Source organism: Mesorhizobium sp. CA14 (assembly GCF_020165195.1).
Classification (GTDB): Bacteria; Pseudomonadota; Alphaproteobacteria; order Rhizobiales; family Rhizobiaceae; genus Mesorhizobium.
On sequence record NZ_JAIUHR010000014.1, the window covers coordinates 92,698 to 109,471 of the forward strand.

General features: G+C 63.7%; 16 protein-coding genes and 1 tRNA gene. 9 read left to right on the forward strand and 8 right to left on the reverse strand.

Translation table 11 applies throughout. The features are described from left to right. Positions 1–27: 27 nt before the first annotated feature. From LB565_RS16715 to LB565_RS16735, 5 genes are all read right to left on the reverse strand, one after another. Positions 28–102, reverse strand: a tRNA-Gln gene (locus LB565_RS16715). A gap of 145 nt (positions 103–247) precedes the next feature. After that, positions 248–1,204: an NAD-dependent epimerase/dehydratase family protein gene (locus tag LB565_RS16720; protein ID WP_224585825.1), complete on the reverse strand. Its 957-nt coding sequence runs from the start codon at positions 1,202–1,204 to the stop codon at positions 248–250. A gap of 95 nt (positions 1,205–1,299) precedes the next feature. Then, complete coding sequence (gene gmd / locus LB565_RS16725) at positions 1,300–2,283, reverse strand: GDP-mannose 4,6-dehydratase (protein ID WP_224585827.1); 984 nt, start codon at positions 2,281–2,283, stop codon at positions 1,300–1,302. Between the two features lie 111 nt (positions 2,284–2,394). Continuing rightward, positions 2,395–3,807, reverse strand: coding sequence for a phosphomannomutase (locus LB565_RS16730; RefSeq protein WP_224585829.1), 1,413 nt, complete (start codon positions 3,805–3,807; stop codon positions 2,395–2,397). 97 nt (positions 3,808–3,904) lie between these two features. Then, entirely contained in the window at positions 3,905–4,249 is a 345-nt protein-coding gene (locus LB565_RS16735) for a VOC family protein (protein ID WP_224585831.1), read from the reverse strand. 213 nt (positions 4,250–4,462) lie between these two features. Here LB565_RS16735 and ppdK point away from each other — a divergent pair, with 213 nt between their 5' ends. From ppdK to LB565_RS16755, 4 genes are all read left to right on the forward strand, one after another. Further along, positions 4,463–7,147: a pyruvate, phosphate dikinase gene (ppdK, locus tag LB565_RS16740; RefSeq protein ID WP_224585833.1), complete on the forward strand. Its 2,685-nt coding sequence runs from the start codon at positions 4,463–4,465 to the stop codon at positions 7,145–7,147. Positions 7,148–7,243: 96 nt separating this feature from the next. Next, positions 7,244–7,393: a hypothetical protein gene (locus tag LB565_RS16745; RefSeq protein WP_224585835.1), complete on the forward strand. Its 150-nt coding sequence runs from the start codon at positions 7,244–7,246 to the stop codon at positions 7,391–7,393. Between the two features lie 216 nt (positions 7,394–7,609). Further along, the gene (locus LB565_RS16750) at positions 7,610–8,746 is read left to right on the forward strand and encodes a glycosyltransferase family 9 protein (protein ID WP_224585837.1); all 1,137 of its coding nucleotides are present in this window, start codon (positions 7,610–7,612) and stop codon (positions 8,744–8,746) included. Between the two features lie 134 nt (positions 8,747–8,880). Continuing rightward, positions 8,881–9,627, forward strand: coding sequence for a polysaccharide deacetylase family protein (locus tag LB565_RS16755; RefSeq protein WP_224585839.1), 747 nt, complete (start codon positions 8,881–8,883; stop codon positions 9,625–9,627). A gap of 27 nt (positions 9,628–9,654) precedes the next feature. Here LB565_RS16755 and LB565_RS16760 read toward each other — a convergent pair whose 3' ends face one another. Next, positions 9,655–10,044 (reverse strand): DUF427 domain-containing protein, encoded by a 390-nt coding sequence (locus LB565_RS16760; RefSeq protein WP_224585841.1) that lies wholly within the window; start codon positions 10,042–10,044, stop codon positions 9,655–9,657. A 204-nt stretch (positions 10,045–10,248) separates the two neighbouring features. Then, positions 10,249–10,605: a hypothetical protein gene (locus tag LB565_RS16765; protein ID WP_224585843.1), complete on the reverse strand. Its 357-nt coding sequence runs from the start codon at positions 10,603–10,605 to the stop codon at positions 10,249–10,251. 189 nt (positions 10,606–10,794) lie between these two features. Here LB565_RS16765 and LB565_RS16770 point away from each other — a divergent pair, with 189 nt between their 5' ends. Both LB565_RS16770 and LB565_RS16775 read left to right on the forward strand, forming a co-directional pair. After that, the gene (locus LB565_RS16770; RefSeq protein WP_224585846.1) at positions 10,795–12,423 is read left to right on the forward strand and encodes a fatty-acid--CoA ligase; all 1,629 of its coding nucleotides are present in this window, start codon (positions 10,795–10,797) and stop codon (positions 12,421–12,423) included. A gap of 82 nt (positions 12,424–12,505) precedes the next feature. After that, positions 12,506–13,291 carry a DUF1499 domain-containing protein gene (locus tag LB565_RS16775; RefSeq protein WP_224585848.1) on the forward strand — a complete coding sequence of 262 codons (786 nt, stop codon included), beginning with the start codon at positions 12,506–12,508 and terminating at the stop codon, positions 13,289–13,291. 101 nt (positions 13,292–13,392) lie between these two features. Here the strand turns inward: LB565_RS16775 and LB565_RS16780 are convergent, their stop codons facing one another. Next, positions 13,393–14,301: an MBL fold metallo-hydrolase gene (locus LB565_RS16780; RefSeq protein WP_224585849.1), complete on the reverse strand. Its 909-nt coding sequence runs from the start codon at positions 14,299–14,301 to the stop codon at positions 13,393–13,395. Positions 14,302–14,522: 221 nt separating this feature from the next. On the opposite strand from LB565_RS16780, the gene LB565_RS16785 reads away from it, so the two are divergent. From LB565_RS16785 to rfbC, 3 genes are all read left to right on the forward strand, one after another. Then, positions 14,523–15,113, forward strand: coding sequence for a biotin transporter BioY (locus LB565_RS16785; RefSeq protein ID WP_224585851.1), 591 nt, complete (start codon positions 14,523–14,525; stop codon positions 15,111–15,113). Between the two features lie 221 nt (positions 15,114–15,334). Further along, positions 15,335–16,225, forward strand: coding sequence for a glucose-1-phosphate thymidylyltransferase RfbA (rfbA, locus tag LB565_RS16790; RefSeq protein WP_224585853.1), 891 nt, complete (start codon positions 15,335–15,337; stop codon positions 16,223–16,225). Continuing rightward, entirely contained in the window at positions 16,218–16,772 is a 555-nt protein-coding gene (rfbC, locus tag LB565_RS16795; RefSeq protein WP_224585854.1) for a dTDP-4-dehydrorhamnose 3,5-epimerase, read from the forward strand. The genes rfbA and rfbC overlap by 8 nt, the downstream gene beginning before the upstream one ends. Positions 16,773–16,774 lie beyond the last annotated feature (2 nt).

The following is a 16,774-nucleotide window of genomic DNA, read 5'->3' on the forward strand; positions in this document are numbered from 1 at the left end:
GTTCGAATTCGGCGTTCAGGTGGAGGATGGCTGGGGCGCCAGGATTCGAACCTGGGAATGTCGGTACCAAAAACCGATGCCTTACCGCTTGGCGACGCCCCAGCAGGCGGGGCATGCCGCGCTGCGCGCGGCCTTATAGGACGAGGCGGAGCAAAGCTCAATGCCGGAAATCAACTAAAGCGACAGCGGCGGGGCCACGGCAGCGGTCAGCTCACGCTCTCCGGGAAACAAACGATGCGTCCTCTGCCTACGCCTGGGCCACGCGCGCGCGGCAATCCCCCAGGACGGCCGCAAGCGTTTCTTCGAAGGGATGCTCGGGCGCCCAGCCAAGCAAGGTCCGAGCGCGGGTCGCATCGCCGACGATGCATGGCAGATCGCTCGGTCGCAATCGCAGGCGATCCTGCTCCGTGACGATCTTGGCGCTGCTTTGCGCGAGCAGCAGATCGAGGATGTCTCCCATCCGCCAGGACACGCCGGATGCAATGTTGAAAATGGTGTTCGGGGCAAGGTCGCGGCTGGTCAAGACCGCGCGGGCATAGGCATTGGCGATGTCGCGCACATCCAGGAAATCGCGCCTCGTATCGAGATTGCCGACGCGGATGACCGGCTGAGCCAGGCCTGCTTCGATCCGCGCGATCTGCATGGCGAAGGCCGGGACCGCAAAGGCTTCCGTCTGACCCGGACCCGTATGGTTGAAGGGACGCATCCGAACGCACTTTAATCCCTGGCGTGAAAGTGCGCCGAGCGCGAGGTCGGCCGCGGCCTTGGTCACGGCGTAGTCGTCGACCGGAGCAAGCAGCGTGTTTTCGTCGAGCGGTCGTCCGGTCTTTGCGCTTTCGCCATAGATCAAGCCGGATCCGACATGGATCAGCCAGCAGTCCGGAGCCTTGTCGAGGATGGCATTGGCCAGGTTGAGCGCGCCGTCCACATGAATGCGCCACGTTTTTCGCGGGTCGGCCTGGGCGGCACCCAGTGCCGCGACCGCCGCTAGGTGAACGATATGGGTGGGCCGGTGACGGGCCACGGCATCCTGCACGGCCGTCGCGTCCGTCACGTCCAACTCTTCGACCAGGCCGAAAGCGGGATGCGGACCACCATCCTTGGAGGTCGCGGCAACGGCAATTTCGTGGCCGCAAATCCTGCGCAGCGCGTCCAGCACATAGGGACCGACGAAACCGTTGGCGCCGGTTATCAAAACCCGCATGCCGGCCTCACGAACCACGATGCATCGTCCGCATGCGGATGCGTGGCGAAAGACAGTGTGTCAAGTCATCGACCCGCAAATGCAAGAGCTTCCTTTCAACGCCTGGCTGCCGTGTGGCGCGCCAGATCGGCGTCCATCATTTCACGAATCATCTCTTCCAGGGAGATCGTCGCTTCCCATCCGAGTTTCGCCTTTGCCTTGGCCGGATTGCCGAGCAGGATTTCGACTTCCGCCGGCCTGAACAGGTCAGGATCGATGACGAGATGGTCGTCCATCTTCAGCCCGACATGCTCGAAGGCGATCCTGCACATGTCGCGCACCGTCGTCGTCCTGCCCGTGGCGACGACGTAGTCATCGGGCCGATCCTGCTGCAGCATCAGCCACATGGCGCGGACATAGTCCCTGGCGTGGCCCCAGTCGCGCTTGGCGTCGATGTTGCCCAGGCGCAGTTCCCTTGCCAGGCCCCTCTTGATGCGCGCGACGGCATCCGTGACTTTGCGGGTCACGAATTCGATGCCGCGAAGCGGCGATTCGTGATTGAACAGGATGCCGCTCGATGCATGCAGGCCGAAGCTCTCGCGGTAGTTGACGGTGATCCAGTGACCATAGGCCTTCGCCACCGCATAGGGGGAACGGGGATGGAAAGGCGTGGTCTCCGACTGCATCGGCTCCTGGATAAGGCCATACATCTCCGACGACGAAGCCTGATAGAAACGCGCCTCGGGAATTTCGAGACGCAGCGCCTCGAGAACATTCGTGACGCCGATGCCGGTGACGTTGCCCGTCAGGATCGGCTGCTGCCAGGAGGATTTGACGAAAGACTGTGCGGCAAGGTTATAGACCTCGTCCGGCTTTATGTCGCGCATGGCTCGGGCCAGGCCTGAGAGGTCCGTGAGGTCGCCATCCACGATCCGCACGTCGTTCTCGATCCCTAGCCATTTCAGGCGCGCGGTGTTGATCTCGGCTGTGCTCGATCGTCGCGCCAGCCCGTGGACTGTGTACCCCTTCGAAAGCAGGAGCTGTGCCAGATAGGCGCCATCCTGCCCCGTAATGCCGGTTATCAACGCTGTCTTTGTCATCGGTGCTTTCGGGGATCGAGCGGCACGCGGGGCGCGAGTCCCCATTGTTGTAGAGCGGGGCGCGCTCCCGGCCTGCGGTGATCGCTGGCGCCACTTTCGTTATACGGCATCTCAATCATCTGCCAGTGTGGCGTCCCGCGCCCGTTCCAGCGCCATTGCCACGATTTCGCTCGCCCTGTCATGACTGGCGGCCTCGGCATAGCAGCGAAATTCGGGAGCGTTGCCGGAAGGCCGCAGATGGACGATCTCGTCGCTGGTCATCCGTGCCCTGAGACCGTCGGTCTCATCGATATCTACAACGGTGCCGAAGGGGGCAAGGAATTGCCGCAACGCGTCGCGGTCGGCTAGCTTGCGCATCAGGCTGCGCGATGCCTCGACAGGGAAGTTCTCGAGCCGCTCGCTGGCGCAGACCGGAAGATTCCAGGTTTCGCGCAGGCCGGACAGCGATTTGCCCGTCGACGCCATCGTGCCCAGCACCGCCAGGATGGGCAAAAATGAGTCCCGCGTCGGCAGCGCGGACAAGGTCCTGCCGTTCACTAGGCAATCCGATCCCAGAAGAACCCCGCCATTGGCCTCGAAGCCGACGACGATGCCGCCTGCCTTCTGCGCGGCGTCCATTCCCTCTATGACGAAGGGGGACCCGACCTTCGTTCTCCTGACGCTGAATCCGAAAGCCTCGGAGATGCCTGAATTGGAGGTGACCGGCGTCACTACGATTTCGGCCTTGAGGAAGAGCGCCGTAGCCAGCCCGATCAGGTCGCCTCGAAACAGCTCACCCTTGTCGTCAATAACGAGAGGACGATCGGCATCGGCGTCGGCAGAGAGCACGGCGTCGAATTTGAATTCGCGCACCCAGTCCTTCACCTTCGCCATCGTTTCCCGGCCAACGGCCTCCGTGTCGACGGGCACGAAAACCTCCGTTTTGCCGACGGCGATCACATCCGCGCCAAAAGATCGCAGGACCTCGACCAGCAACTCCCTCGCCACGGTGCTGTGCTGGTAGACGCCGAGCTTCATTCCGGAAAGGGCGCCAGGGGGCAGTATGCCGTCGACACGATCTCGAAAGACCGCGAGCGCCTGTTCATGGCCGTCTTGCCAATCCGCATGGGCCGGCGGCCAGGGATATCGGTCCGACAGCTCCGCGACATGAGCGGTGATCGCGGCCTCGTCCGCCTTGTCGATCTCGCCCTTCGGCCCGTAGAACTTGATGCCGTTGCGGTCGGCGGGAATATGCGAGCCCGTCACCATGAGCGCCGCGGCGCCGTGCAGGCGCGCGTAGAAGGCAAGCGCGGGTGTGGGGATGGGGCCGCAATCGACCGGCTGGAAGCCGCTTGCGGCCAGCGCCGCCATGCAGTCTTCGGCTATCGTTTGACTGCTGTCGCGCAGGTCGCGCCCGACGAAGACCTCGCCTTGCCGAAAGCCGGTCGACCGCAAGCGCCGGGCAAAACCCTCGGTATAGAGTCCGCTCGGCCGTCCGACCAATTCGGAAGCCAGACCCCGAACACCGCTTGAGCCGAATTTCATCAGTCTGCTTTTGCTGTTGAAGGTTTGCCGCCGTTCATTGGAATGAGCCCGGCTGCCCCCCGGCTGTCAACAGCAAACAACCCGAAATTGCGACTCCCTAATGTCCCCAAACGGCCAGTTCGTTGCCGGCCGGATCGGTGAAGTGGAACCGCCTGCCGCCCGGGAAGGAAAAGATCGGCTTGACGATGGTGCCGCCGGCACTCTCGACCGCGTCCAGCGTTTCCTCGAGATTTTCGGAGTAGATGACCGGAAGCGGCTTGGCCGGCGCTTCGTCGGCATCTGCCTGGAAGCCGCCGTCGAGGCCTTCGGCAAAGGCGGAATAGGTCGGGCCGTAGTCGGTGAACGACCATGAAAAGGCTGCGCTGTAGAAGGATTTGACGCTGTCCAGCGTGCCGCCCGTCGCCGGCAGTTCAAGATAGTCGAGTTTTCCGTTGAGTTTCATCGCACTACTCCACTATGTTCCTGTTATGTTCTATATCGCGCCATACCCTCCGGCAAGTCTTTTGACGCAGCTTTTGCTTAATCGATTGTAGTTGCGGCGAGCGCCCGGCCGGTGCTTGCCTTTCGCACTGCAGCATCCTATCGCTCGGATCGCGAAGGCGGGGAACCGGGCCGTGGTCCGGCTGTTTCTATCTTCCACGAACGGAGGGCAAGCATGACCAAGTGGGTTTACACCTTCGGCGACGGCGCCGCCGAGGGCGGTGCCGGCGACCGCAACCTTCTCGGCGGCAAGGGTGCCAATCTGGCCGAGATGTGCAGCCTCGGGCTGCCGGTGCCGCCCGGTTTCACCATCACCACTGAGGTCTGCAACGCCTATTACGCCAACGGCCGCACCTATCCCGAGGCGCTCGAGGCGGATGTCGTCGCTGCTCTCGACCATATCGGCCGGATCACCGGCCGCCGCTTCGGCGATCCCTCGAAGCTGCTCCTGGTCTCCGTGCGCTCCGGTGCTCGCGCCTCCATGCCCGGCATGATGGATACGGTGCTCAATCTCGGTCTCAACGACGAGACGGTCGAGGCTCTGGCCGCCGATTCCGGCGATGCGCGTTTTGCCTACGACAGCTACCGCCGCTTCATCCAGATGTATTCCGACGTCGTCATGGGCCTCGACCACGAAGTGTTCGAGGAAATCCTGGAGGACCAGAAAGCCAGCCTCGGCCATGAGCTCGACACCGAGCTGACGGCCGAAGAATGGCAAGGCGTGATTTCGCTCTACAAGGCCAAGGTCGAGGAAGAGCTCGGCAAGCCGTTCCCGCAGGATCCGCAAGAGCAGCTCTGGGGCGCGATCGGCGCCGTGTTCTCGAGCTGGATGAACAGCCGCGCCATCACCTATCGGCGCCTGCACGACATCCCGGAAAGCTGGGGCACCGCGGTCAATGTCCAGGCCATGGTGTTCGGTAACATGGGCGACACGTCCGCAACCGGCGTCGCCTTCACGCGCAACCCCTCGACCGGCGACAGGCAGCTCTACGGCGAGTTCCTGGTCAACGCCCAGGGCGAGGACGTAGTGGCCGGCATCCGCACGCCGCAGAACATCACCGAGGCGGCGCGCATCGCCGCCGGCTCCGACAAGCCGTCGCTGCAAAAGGTTATGCCCGACGCCTTCCAGGCCTTTGTCGACATATCCGACCGGCTGGAAAAGCACTACCGCGACATGCAGGATCTCGAATTCACCATCGAGCGCGGCAAGTTGTGGATGCTGCAAACCCGCTCCGGGAAGCGCACCGCCAAGGCGGCGCTGAAGATCGCCGTCGAGATGGCGAAGGACGGGCTGATCACCAAGGAGGAGGCGGTCGCCCGCATCGATCCGGCCTCATTAGACCAACTGCTCCATCCGACCGTCGACCCGAAGGCGGCGCGCGACGTCATAGGCATGGGCCTGCCCGCCTCGCCGGGCGCCGCCACCGGCGAGATCGTCTTTTCGTCCACCGATGCCGAGGACGCCAAAGCGCAAGGCCGCAAGGTGATTCTGGTGCGCATCGAGACCAGTCCGGAAGATATCCACGGCATGCATGCGGCAGAAGGCATCCTCACCACGCGCGGCGGCATGACCAGCCACGCCGCGGTGGTGGCGCGCGGCATGGGCAAGCCCTGCGTGTCCGGCGCCGGCTCGCTGCGCGTCGACTACAAGGCCGGCACGCTCATCTCGATGGGCCAGACCTTCCGCAAGGGCGACGTCATCACCATCGACGGCGGCAACGGCCAGGTGCTGAAGGGCGCGGTCGCCATGCTGCAGCCGGAGCTGTCGGGCGATTTTGCCGCCATCATGGAATGGGCCGACGCCGCGCGCCGCATGAAGGTACGCACCAACGCCGAAACGCCGCTCGACGCGCGCATGGCGCGCTCTTTCGGGGCCGAGGGCATCGGGCTCTGCCGCACCGAGCACATGTTCTTCGAGGGCGACCGCATCGTCGCCATGCGCGAGATGATCCTGGCCGACACCGAGAAGGATCGGCGCGCAGCGCTCGACAAGCTCCTGCCCATGCAGCGCTCGGACTTCCTCGAGCTGTTCGAGATCATGGCCGGCCTGCCGGTGACGATCCGCCTGCTCGACCCGCCGCTGCACGAATTCCTGCCCAAGACGGAAGCCGAGCTCGCCGAGGTCGCCTCCGCCATGAATGTTTCGGCCGACAAGCTCAGGCAGCGCACGGAGGCGCTGCACGAATTCAACCCGATGCTCGGCCATCGCGGCTGCAGGCTCGCCGTTTCCTATCCGGAGATCGCCGAGATGCAGGCGCGCGCCATCTTCGAGGCGGCGGTCGAGGCCGGCCGCAAGGCCGGCGCCTTGGTGGTGCCCGAAATCATGGTGCCGCTGGTCGGCCTCGTGAAGGAGCTGCAATACGTCAAGGCGCGCATCGATGCGGTGGCGCAAAGCGTCATGCAGGAGACCGGCACCAAGATCGATTACCTGACCGGCACGATGATCGAATTGCCGCGCGCGGCGATCCGCGCCCATGTCATTGCCGAAGCGGCCGAATTCTTCTCCTTCGGCACCAATGATCTGACGCAGACGACTTTTGGTATCTCGCGCGACGACGCGGCCTCCTTCCTCGAAACATACCGGCGGAAGGGCATCATCGAGCAAGATCCGTTCGTGTCGCTCGATGTCGACGGCGTCGGCGAGCTGGTGCGGATCGCGGCTGAAAAAGGCAAGACGACGCGGCCCGCTATCAAGCTCGGCATCTGCGGCGAGCATGGCGGCGATCCGGCTTCGATCCGTTTCTGCGAGGAGGTCGGCCTCGATTATGTGTCGTGCTCGCCCTACCGTGTGCCGATCGCCAGGCTCGCAGCCGCGCAGGCTGCGGTGGCTGCGGCGAAGAGCGCGTCAAAACGCGCCTGACGGGCTTCGGCCGGCGGCGTCCCGATATCTTACGGTTTTGTATGCAATGTCACGCGAACGTGCGCGTGACGGCCCTGAATCTCGCTTGGGCCTTCCATGCCTTGTGACTGCGTCGGCGGCGACCTGTGCCGCCGGATCGATCCGAGCAAGGCATGCTGCGTCTGGCGCCTGGAGGTCGATCCGGTCGTCGAGGCCGCGCTGGAGCTTCTGGCATGGACGGAGATGTCCCTGGAGGCCGCGGTCTGACATTCGCGGGAAGCCGCCCGTCGGCCGCGTCGCGCCTTCTGGAGCAATTCCAGCAAAGGTCTGAAACGTCGGGCTCGGCGCCTTCGTCTTCCGTGAAACGGGAGGTCCCTATGGGCGCGCGAGTCACTCTGGTCCACAACCTTGCCGTCTTGTATGAGAGGCCCACGTGAAACACACGCATGGCGGTTCCAAATGTCTACGTCTCAGCCCAACTTCGTGGACTTCGATCCGTCCGGTGCCCGGACACGGATGTCGCGGCTTCGCTCCGGCCCTCTGCGGTCGATCCTGATCCTGCAAACGAAGCAGATTGGCGATCTCGTTCTTTCGTCCGCGCTGGCGAGGAATCTGCAGCTCGAATATCCCGGCGTCCGTATCGTCTTCCTCTGCGATGGCCGCTTTGCCAGCTTCCTCACGGCCAACGACGTCGCCTCGGAGGTCGTGACATTTCGCCGTTCGCATATGCGTGGCACGCCGCTGCGGCGCGCGCAGGAGCTCATTCTCACGCTCCTTAGGTTGCGCCGGAGCCATTTCGATATGGTCGTCGACATCACCGATACGAGGACGTCGCGGTTCATCTCGGGGCTGATTGGTGCACCGGTTCGCGTCGGATATCATCCGTCCGAAAGGCCGCTGAGTCGGCTAGAGCGCCAACCTGCCAACGTCAAGGCAAAGCCGTTCGGCTATGGCGGGCAGCACTTTCTCTATCGTTATCTTTCGCCGCTGGAGGCGCTTGGCATAGAGTTGCGCGTGCGGGATCCCGACATCCGGCCGCTGCCGCTGGAGACGACGAAAGCCTTGGCGCTGCTGGACAAGTTCCATCTTCGGCCGAACGCCTTCATCGCGGTGCATGTTGGGGCAAGCTTCCCCGGGCGCCGCTGGCAGCCCGAGCGCTTTGCCGCCGCAATCGACCGGATATCGGTCGAAACCGGTCTGGACGTCGCTCTGGTCGGCAGCCCGGACGAGAACGAGCTGGTCAAAAAGGTCCTGGCGGCTGCGAAGGCTCGGATCGTCAACCTTGTCGGAGTGCTCCCGCTTGAGACCTTGCCGGCGTTGTTCAAACAGGCGCGGCTGTTTCTCGGCAACGACAGCGGCCCCATGCACATGGCTGCCGCGGTCGGCACTCCCGTCGTCGGCCTGTTCGGCCTGCAGAGCCCGGTCCACTGGGGACCGGTCGGCGTGCCGAGCATCGCGGTGCGCCCGGCCATGCCTTGTGACTGCGTCGGCGGCGACCTGTGCGAACGGCCTGACCCCAACAAGGCGTGTTGCGTCTGGCGTCTGGAGGCCGCCACGGTCGTCGATGCCGTGCTCCAACTGCTGGCACGAACCGGGATGGCCCCGGAGGCCGTGGTGTAAGGCGAAAGCAAATTTTCGCGACTGGCACTTTTTGCGCTGTTTGCCGTCCCGATTTTCGCCTAGATGCCGGTTTTGTAGGGACAAGTTTTGGCGCGGCGCGGAGAATGCCCGGCCGTGCCGGTTTGGAACGAATGATGAGCCTGTTTCGAAACTCCCTTTGCGCGATGGCGCTGTCGCTGTTCGCGGCGTCGGCGGGCAATGCCGCCACGCTGCTCGAGCCGACGCTGCATCTGAAGCCGCAGGGCGTTGAAGGCGGCGGCGGTCGCGTCGCCCTGACGCTCGATGCCTGCGGCGGCAAGACCGACACAAGGATACTTTCGGCGCTTGTCGACAACAGGATACCGGCGACGATCTTCGTTACCGGCATCTGGCTGAAGCGCAATGCCGAAGCCGTCGAGATCATGCGGGCGCATCCCGATCTGTTTGAATTGGAGAACCATGGCGGCCGCCACATTCCGGCGGTCGATACGCCGCAGAAGATCTACGGCATCCGCAGCGCCGGCAGCCCGGACGCCGTGCAGGCCGAGGTTGAATCCGGCGCCGCCGCCCTTGCCGGGGCGGGCGGGCCGGCGCCAAGATGGTTCCGCGGCGCCACGGCCGAATACAGCCCCTCAGCGATCGCCATGATCCGCAGGCTGGGCTTCAAGATCGCAGGCTTCTCGGTCAATGGCGACGGCGGCTCGCTGCTCGGCGCCAAGGAAACGGCGCGCCGCATCGGCGCCGCCAAGGACGGCGACGTCATCATCGCCCACATCAACCAGCCGACCCATGCCGCCGGCGAGGGCGTGGTTCAGGGCCTGCTCGCCTTGAAGCAGAAGGGTATGACCTTCGTACGCCTCGACGATGCCGAGGGTGTAGGCAACGACGGCACGACCGACTGAGGTGCCGTCTGGCGGGCCAACGGAGGCTCAGCCCGGTTCGGCTTCGACCGTCACCTTGTTGTTATAGAACGCGCCGTGATTGCGGATTTCGGCCATTTCGTCGAATGGCGTCTCGTAAGCCCACATCGCGTTTTTGCCTGCCTCGCTGGCCGGCTGGACGCTCCAGTAGTTGGCATCGCCCTTGTACGGGCAATGCGTCGAGTGCTCGGTGCCGGCGAGCTTGCTGAAGTCGATGTCGTCGAAGGGGATGTAGAAGGCGGCCGGATAGGGCGGTTCCGAAAGCACCTTGGCCCTTGTCGACCGCGCGATGATGATGTCGCCCGCGCGCACGGTGACGCTGCCGCGATAGGGTTCGACCGTGATCACCTTGTCGGGGTTGCGCTGAAAGCCGGGGGCTGGGTTGGCGGGCTTGTCCATGAATGGTCTCCTGGAGCAATTCCAGGAAAAGTGCGAAGCGGTTTTCCGTCCGGAATTGCGTCAAAACAGAGAGAGCGTTTCGTCGTTTCCCTGAAATGGTGAAACGTTCTCGGGGAAGACTTAGATGTGTCGGCCAGACGCATCGCGCAAGCGCGCGTCCCGCCTGACGTCATCACCATTCATTGAACGTCTGTTTTCCAGTCGTCAGGCGGCTGTCTTGAAGGCATCCATAAGGCCGGCATAGGCGGCGGCAATGCCTGCGACAGGATTGGTGCTCCGCGCCGCGGTTTCGACTTTGAGCGCGCCGCCGCTGGTCGGCAGCGTCAGCAGCAGAAACTGGCGGTTGCCGGCGTCGCCGATGCAGGCGGCGGCGACATGTTCGCCGTCGGCGCCGTTTTCGACGCGCATCTTGAATAGCAACGTCCCGCCGACGGCCTCCAGCGCGCCGCCGACGACTTCGGCAAATTCATCTTCGGAAACGGTTTTGATGTCCGGCGTCAGATCGTCCAGACTTTCGGCAAGCGTGCTTTCGAGGGCTTTTTCGTCGAGCTGCGCGTCCATGCGAATCTCTCCATTCGCCAATCTCACCCAGCCCGTTAACGAAGCTTAACGGCGAGGATGGCCGGATTATGGCGGTCTTCCCGGTCCTTCGATCCATCCACTGGCTTCGACTTATGGCGGCTGGACAAACCGCCGGTTCGTTTCACAATGCGTGAAACAAATGACGCGAATGCGCAAAGGGAGGAATTGATGCTTGGATTGATGCAGGAATGGCCGCTGCTTTGCCATAAGCTGCTCGACCATGCGGAACGCCAGCACGGCAGCCGGGAGGTCGTGTCGCGTTCGATCGAAGGCCCGATCGTGCGCACGACCTTTGCCGAGATCCATCACCGGTCGCTCAAGGTGGCGCAACGGCTGGAGCGCGACGGCTTCAGGCTGGGCGACCGCATCGCGACCCTCGCCTGGAACACGGCCCGCCACATCGAGGCCTGGTACGGCATCATGGGCATTGGCGCGATCTATCACACGCTCAACCCGAGGCTTTTTCCCGAGCAGATCGCCTGGATCATGAACAATGCCGAGGATAAGGCGATCTTCGTCGACCTGACCTTCGTTCCGCTCCTGGAAAAGATCGCCCGCGCGGTCCGATCGCTGCGACGGGTGATCGTGCTGACCGACCAGGCGCATATGCCGCAAACGTCTCTGGCGAATGCCGTCGCCTACGAGGAATGGCTGGCTGAAGCCGACGGCACCTTCACCTGGAAGACGTTCGACGAGAACACAGCCGCCGGCATGTGCTACACCTCCGGAACGACGGGCGACCCGAAGGGCGTTCTCTACAGCCACCGCTCTAATGTGCTTCATGCGATGATGGCGGCGATGCCCGACGCCATGGGCCTGTCGACGCGCGATGTCGTCCTGCCTGTCGTGCCGATGTTTCACGCCAACGCCTGGGGGCTCGGCCAGAGCGGGCCGATGATCGGCGCCAAGCTGGTGATGCCGGGCTGCAAGATGGACGGCGCCTCGATCTATGAACTGCTCGACACCGAAAAGGTGACGTTCAGCGCCGCCGTGCCCACCGTCTGGATGATGCTGCTGCAATATCTGGAGGAGACCGGAAAGAAGCTGCCTTATCTGAAGAAGGTCGTGATCGGTGGGGCGTCCTGTCCGCGTGCCATCATCGCCAAGTTCCAGGACAATTACGACGTGCAGGTGGTGCATGCCTGGGGCATGACCGAGATGTCGCCGCTGGGCACGCTGTGCACCTTGAAGCCGCAACATGAGATGCGGATCGGCGAGGCGCGGCTCGATATCCAGGGCAAGCAGGGTTTTCCGCCCTTTGGCGTCGAGATGAAAGTGACGGACGACGACAACAACGCGCTGCCTTGGGACGGCAAGACTTTCGGACATCTCAAGGTGCGCGGACCCGCGGTGGCACGCGCCTATTATGGCGGCGCCGGCGCCGAGCAGTTCGACGCCGACGGTTGGTTCGACACAGGCGACGTCGCCCATATCGACGCCAGCGGCTATATGCAGATCACCGACCGCGCCAAGGACGTCATCAAATCCGGCGGCGAATGGATATCGACCATCGATCTCGAGAATCTCGCCGTCGGCCATCCGGACGTGGCGGAAGCGGCGGCCATCGGCATCCCGCATTCCAAATGGGGCGAGCGGCCCCTGCTTGTCGTCGTGCGCAAGCCAGGCAAGGAGCCGAGCAAGGGCGACATTCTGACCTTCATGAGCGGCAAGGTGGCGAAGTGGTGGATGCCCGACGACGTGGCCTTCGTCGGCGAAATCCCGCACACCGCCACCGGCAAGATCCAGAAGACCAGCTTGCGCGCCCAGTTCAAGGATTACCGCCTGCCGACGGATTGACGAAAAATGTTCGATCTTTCGGCTTCAAGCCCGCGCTAAAAACCTCTAAGTCTCGGTTCGGACTGGGGTAATGCGGCAGACAATGGCTACAATTCCTGAACGGCAGACGTCGAGGGCGGCCGGCTGGTCGCGGCGGATCGGCGCATTTTCGCTCGTCCTTCTGCTGACCGTCGTTGCCGGCTATCGGCTCGATCTCCTCGATACGCCCCCTTTCCTGTGGGTGCTTGCGGTCGCGGCACTGCTGGCGGCGCTTGCCCTGTTGCTGGCAGGCCTTGCCCTGTCGCGGGTCTGGAGCTTCGGCGATCGCGGCGGCCGCGATCTCTCCATCGGCGCGCTGCTGGCGCTTCTGGTGCTGGCACCCTACGGCGTTGCGGTCTATTGGGCGACGATCTATCCGCCGCTGCGTGACATCTCGACCGATCTCGACGATCCGCCGGCGTTGGACACCAGCGACCGCACCGCCGACATGAACCAGCTGTCGCCGCCGACGCCGGGCGAACAGGCCCTGCAGGCGGAGGCCTATCCGCTGGTCAGCGGGCGCAGCTACAATCTGCCTTTCGAAACCGTCGTCGATGCTGTCGAAACCGTGCTCGACCGCCGCGACTGGCAGTTGACGGCGCCTTATCCCGACATCAACGGCCAGAGCGAAGCCACGATCAACGCGCTGGCCAAGGGCTTCGTGCTCGGATTGCCGGCCGACGTCGCCATCCGCATCACCGATGACGGTGAGCAGGTCATCGTCGACATGCGCTCGGCCTCACGCTACGGCCGCTACGACCTCGGCGACAACGCCGCCCGCATCACGGCTTTCCTTGGCGAGCTCGACCAGGAAGTTGCCGGGCAGGTCGGCGCGGCGCCGGCCGAGTAGAGCAATTCCAGGAAAAGAATGAAGCGGTTTTCCGTCCGGAATCGCGCCAATAAGGAAGGGAGCGCTTCGCCGTTTCCGTGAAACGGTAAAGCGCCCCGGACCTACGCGGCGGGCGCGAAAACGCCATCTATGGCCGGATCGCCGTCGGTGACGACCAAGCCGCGCGCAACGAGATCCTCGAGATGGGCAAGCACCGACAGGCCGGCAGCGCCGTGCAGCCGCGGGTCGGTGTCGCGATAGATCGCCGCGACCATTTCCGTGATCGTGCGGTCTCCGGCGCGGATGCGTTCCAGGATCGCCCTTTCGCGCATCTTGCGATGCGTCTTCAGGCCGCGCATGAAGCTTTGGGGCGCGGCCACAGCTCCGCCATGGCCAGGCAAAAGCAAGCGATCGTCGCGCGTCAAAAGCTTGTCGAGGGAGCTCATATAGTCGGCCATGGCGCCATCGGGCGGCGCGACGATCGAGGTCGACCAAGCCATGACGTGGTCGGCTGAAAACAGGGTTCCGGTCCCCTCTAGCGCAAACACGGCATGGTTGGCGGTGTGGCCGGGCGTCAGCACGGTGCGGATAGCCCAGCCGTCGCCCTTGGTCAGCGCATTGTCGGTCAGCACGACATCGGGAACGAAGGCAAGGTCGGCGCTGGCGTCGAGCGGATTGACCTCGCCGATGCGCAAGGCACGCGCCGGCCGATGCGGGCCTTCGGCAAGCGTCGGAGCGCCGGTCAGCTCCTTCAATCGCGCCGCGAGCGGCGAATGGTCGCGATGGGTGTGGCTGACGAAGATGTGGCTGACAGGTCGGCCAGCGATCGCCGCAAGCAGCGTCTCGAGATGGGCGTCGTCTTCCGGCCCTGGATCGATCACCGCCAGCGTGTCGCTGCCGACGAGATAGCTGTTGGTGCCGTGGAAGGTGAAAGGGCCCGGGTTTCTTGCGGTGACGCGCAGCACACCCGGCGCAACCGCAATCGCCTGGCCATAGGCGGGATCGAAGCTGGTGTCGAACTCAAGGGCCATGCCGGCGTGCTCCGTTGCAATGCGGCAAAATGATTGCCGGCCGATACGGAAGCCAATATAGGAAAATCAATGCATGTCGCCCAAAACTGCGCCGCGGTTTTGGGAGAACGACATGCACCAAGACGAATTTTTAAAGCGCGCCACCTGGATCCGTTTCTGCGCGATGCGCTTTAAAGCCAACAAATCAGCCGCTCAACAAATCAGCCAGAACGGGGAAGGCCATGGCAACTGCAACCACGATGCGCCCGCTTGTTTCTCTCACCCTGCCGGATCGCGGCGCTGCCCGGCTCGCGACCCAACTCTTTCTGGCGCTTGCCGGAACCCTGCTGCTGACGCTTTCGGCCAAGACCAAAGTGGTGCTCGGCCCGGTCGATATCTCGCTGCAGACGCTGGCCGTGCTGTTGATCGCCTCCGCCTTCGGCCTGCGGCTGGCCGTCGCGACGCTTCTTCTCTACCTCGCCGAGGGCGCTTTTGGCTTGCCGGTCTTTCAGGGCACGCCGGAAAAGGGCATCGGCATCGCCTATATGCTGGGCTCGACCGGCGGCTACCTCGCCGGCTTCGTGGTCATGGCGGCGATCGCCGGCTGGGCCGCCGATCGCGGCTGGGACCGCAATCCCGTCAAGCTGTTCGGCGCCATGCTGACGGCGGAGGTGGTCATGATGGCCATGGGCTTTGCCTGGCTGGCGATGCTCATCGGACCGGAAAAGTCCTGGCAGTTCGGCGTCCTGCCCTTCATCGTCGGCGACCTGATCAAGGTGGCTTTGGCCGCCAGCCTGGTGCCGGCCGTGTGGACGTTGCTCAAGCGCGGCTGAGCCAGATCGACGAAAAAAAGGGCCGGCGGGCGACAAGCGCCCGCCGGCCCTTTTTCATTGTGTAGTCGGATTTCGCTCGAAATCATCGCATGCCGGATGGTAGAAGGGGGAGAAGTAACGTCGGGAAGCAGTCAAGCCGACATTGACAAGCAAGCGTCCGAAACCTAAGCACGGGCAACTTGGCGTCGAGGCGGGGGCCGCGGTAGTTCAAGGAGAGCTTGTTGAAAGGAATTATCCTTGCGGGTGGGAGCGGGACACGCCTTTATCCGCTTACATTAGCGGTTTCTAAGCAGATACTGCCGATCTACGACAAGCCGATGATCTATTACCCGCTGAGCGTGCTGATGCTCGCTGGGATTCGCCAGATTCTGATCATTTCAACTCCGCGCGACTTGCCGGTTTTCCAGGCGTTGCTGGGCGACGGTTCCGAATTCGGGCTGGAACTGTCCTATGCCGAGCAGCCGCAGCCCAACGGCCTCGCCGAGGCCTTCATCATCGGCCGCGACTTCATCGGCAAGGACAGCGTGTCGATGATTCTCGGCGACAACATCTATTTCGGCGGCGGCCTGTCGCAGCTCTGCCGCGAGGCGGCGACGCGCGATGGCGGCGCCTCGGTCTTCGCCTATTATGTCGACGATCCGGAGCGTTATGGCGTGGTCTCCTTCGACAAGGCCACCGGCAAGGCGCTGACGATCGAGGAGAAGCCGCAAAAGCCGAAGTCAAACTGGGCCGTGACCGGTCTCTACTTCTACGACAACGATGTGGTCGACATCGCCTCGACGATCCGCCCTTCGGCGCGCGGCGAGCTCGAGATCACGACGGTCAACAATGTCTATCTCGAGCGTGGCGAATTGCATGTCCACCGCCTCGGCCGCGGCTATGCCTGGCTGGATACAGGCACGCATGACAGCCTGCTCGAGGCATCGTCTTTCGTGCGCACGATCGAGCATCGCCAGGGCATCAAGATCGCGTGCCCGGAAGAGATTGCGCTGGAGCAGCACTGGATCAGCGCCGACAAGGTTCTGGATCGCGCCGCGCGGCTCGGCAAGAACGAATATGCCGCCTATCTGCGCCGGCGCGTGGCCGATCTGATGGAGGAACGGGGTGCTTGAGGTCAGGCCGCTCGGCCTCGACGGCGTGCTGGAGATCGTGCCGAAGCGGCATGGCGACGCGCGCGGTTTTTTCAGCGAGACCTGGAATGCGGAACGCTTCGCCGAAGCCGGCATCGATCTCGCCTTCGTACAGGACAATCATTCCTATTCCGCCGCGGCCGGCGTGCTGCGCGGGCTGCACTACCAGCTGCCGCCGCGCGCTCAGGACAAGCTGCTGCGCGTCATCAGGGGCAGCGTGCTCGATGTCGCGGTCGACATCCGCCGTTCCTCGCCCACTTTCGGCAGATGGGAAGCGCTGGAGATATCGGCCGAGAAGGGCAACCAGGTGCTGGTGCCGAAAGGCTTCGCGCATGGCTTCGTCACGCTCGTGCCGGATACCGAGGTGCTCTATAAGGTGACCGACACCTACTCGCCCGGGCACGACCGCTCGATCCGCTTCGACGATCCGGCGATCGGCATAAAATGGCCGGAGATCGCGGGCGGCTTCCAGCTGTCGGACAAGGACCGCAGCGCGCCGCTGCTCGGAGCGGCGGAGGTGTTCGCGTGAGG

Excerpts from the sequence above, each read along its gene's own strand:
- LB565_RS16720 (WP_224585825.1), bottom strand. The coding sequence starts at position 1,204 with ATGCGGGTTTTGATAACCGGCGCCAACGGTTTCGTCGGTCCCTATGTG.
- gmd (WP_224585827.1), bottom strand. The coding sequence starts at position 2,283 with ATGACAAAGACAGCGTTGATAACCGGCATTACGGGGCAGGATGGCGCC.
- LB565_RS16730 (WP_224585829.1), bottom strand. The coding sequence starts at position 3,807 with ATGAAATTCGGCTCAAGCGGTGTTCGGGGTCTGGCTTCCGAATTGGTC.
- LB565_RS16735 (WP_224585831.1), bottom strand. The coding sequence starts at position 4,249 with ATGAAACTCAACGGAAAACTCGACTATCTTGAACTGCCGGCGACGGGC.
- ppdK (WP_224585833.1), top strand. The coding sequence starts at position 4,463 with ATGACCAAGTGGGTTTACACCTTCGGCGACGGCGCCGCCGAGGGCGGT.
- LB565_RS16745 (WP_224585835.1), top strand. The coding sequence starts at position 7,244 with ATGCCTTGTGACTGCGTCGGCGGCGACCTGTGCCGCCGGATCGATCCG.
- LB565_RS16755 (WP_224585839.1), top strand. The coding sequence starts at position 8,881 with ATGAGCCTGTTTCGAAACTCCCTTTGCGCGATGGCGCTGTCGCTGTTC.
- LB565_RS16760 (WP_224585841.1), bottom strand. The coding sequence starts at position 10,044 with ATGGACAAGCCCGCCAACCCAGCCCCCGGCTTTCAGCGCAACCCCGAC.
- LB565_RS16765 (WP_224585843.1), bottom strand. The coding sequence starts at position 10,605 with ATGGACGCGCAGCTCGACGAAAAAGCCCTCGAAAGCACGCTTGCCGAA.
- LB565_RS16770 (WP_224585846.1), top strand. The coding sequence starts at position 10,795 with ATGCTTGGATTGATGCAGGAATGGCCGCTGCTTTGCCATAAGCTGCTC.
- LB565_RS16775 (WP_224585848.1), top strand. The coding sequence starts at position 12,506 with ATGGCTACAATTCCTGAACGGCAGACGTCGAGGGCGGCCGGCTGGTCG.
- LB565_RS16780 (WP_224585849.1), bottom strand. The coding sequence starts at position 14,301 with ATGGCCCTTGAGTTCGACACCAGCTTCGATCCCGCCTATGGCCAGGCG.
- LB565_RS16785 (WP_224585851.1), top strand. The coding sequence starts at position 14,523 with ATGGCAACTGCAACCACGATGCGCCCGCTTGTTTCTCTCACCCTGCCG.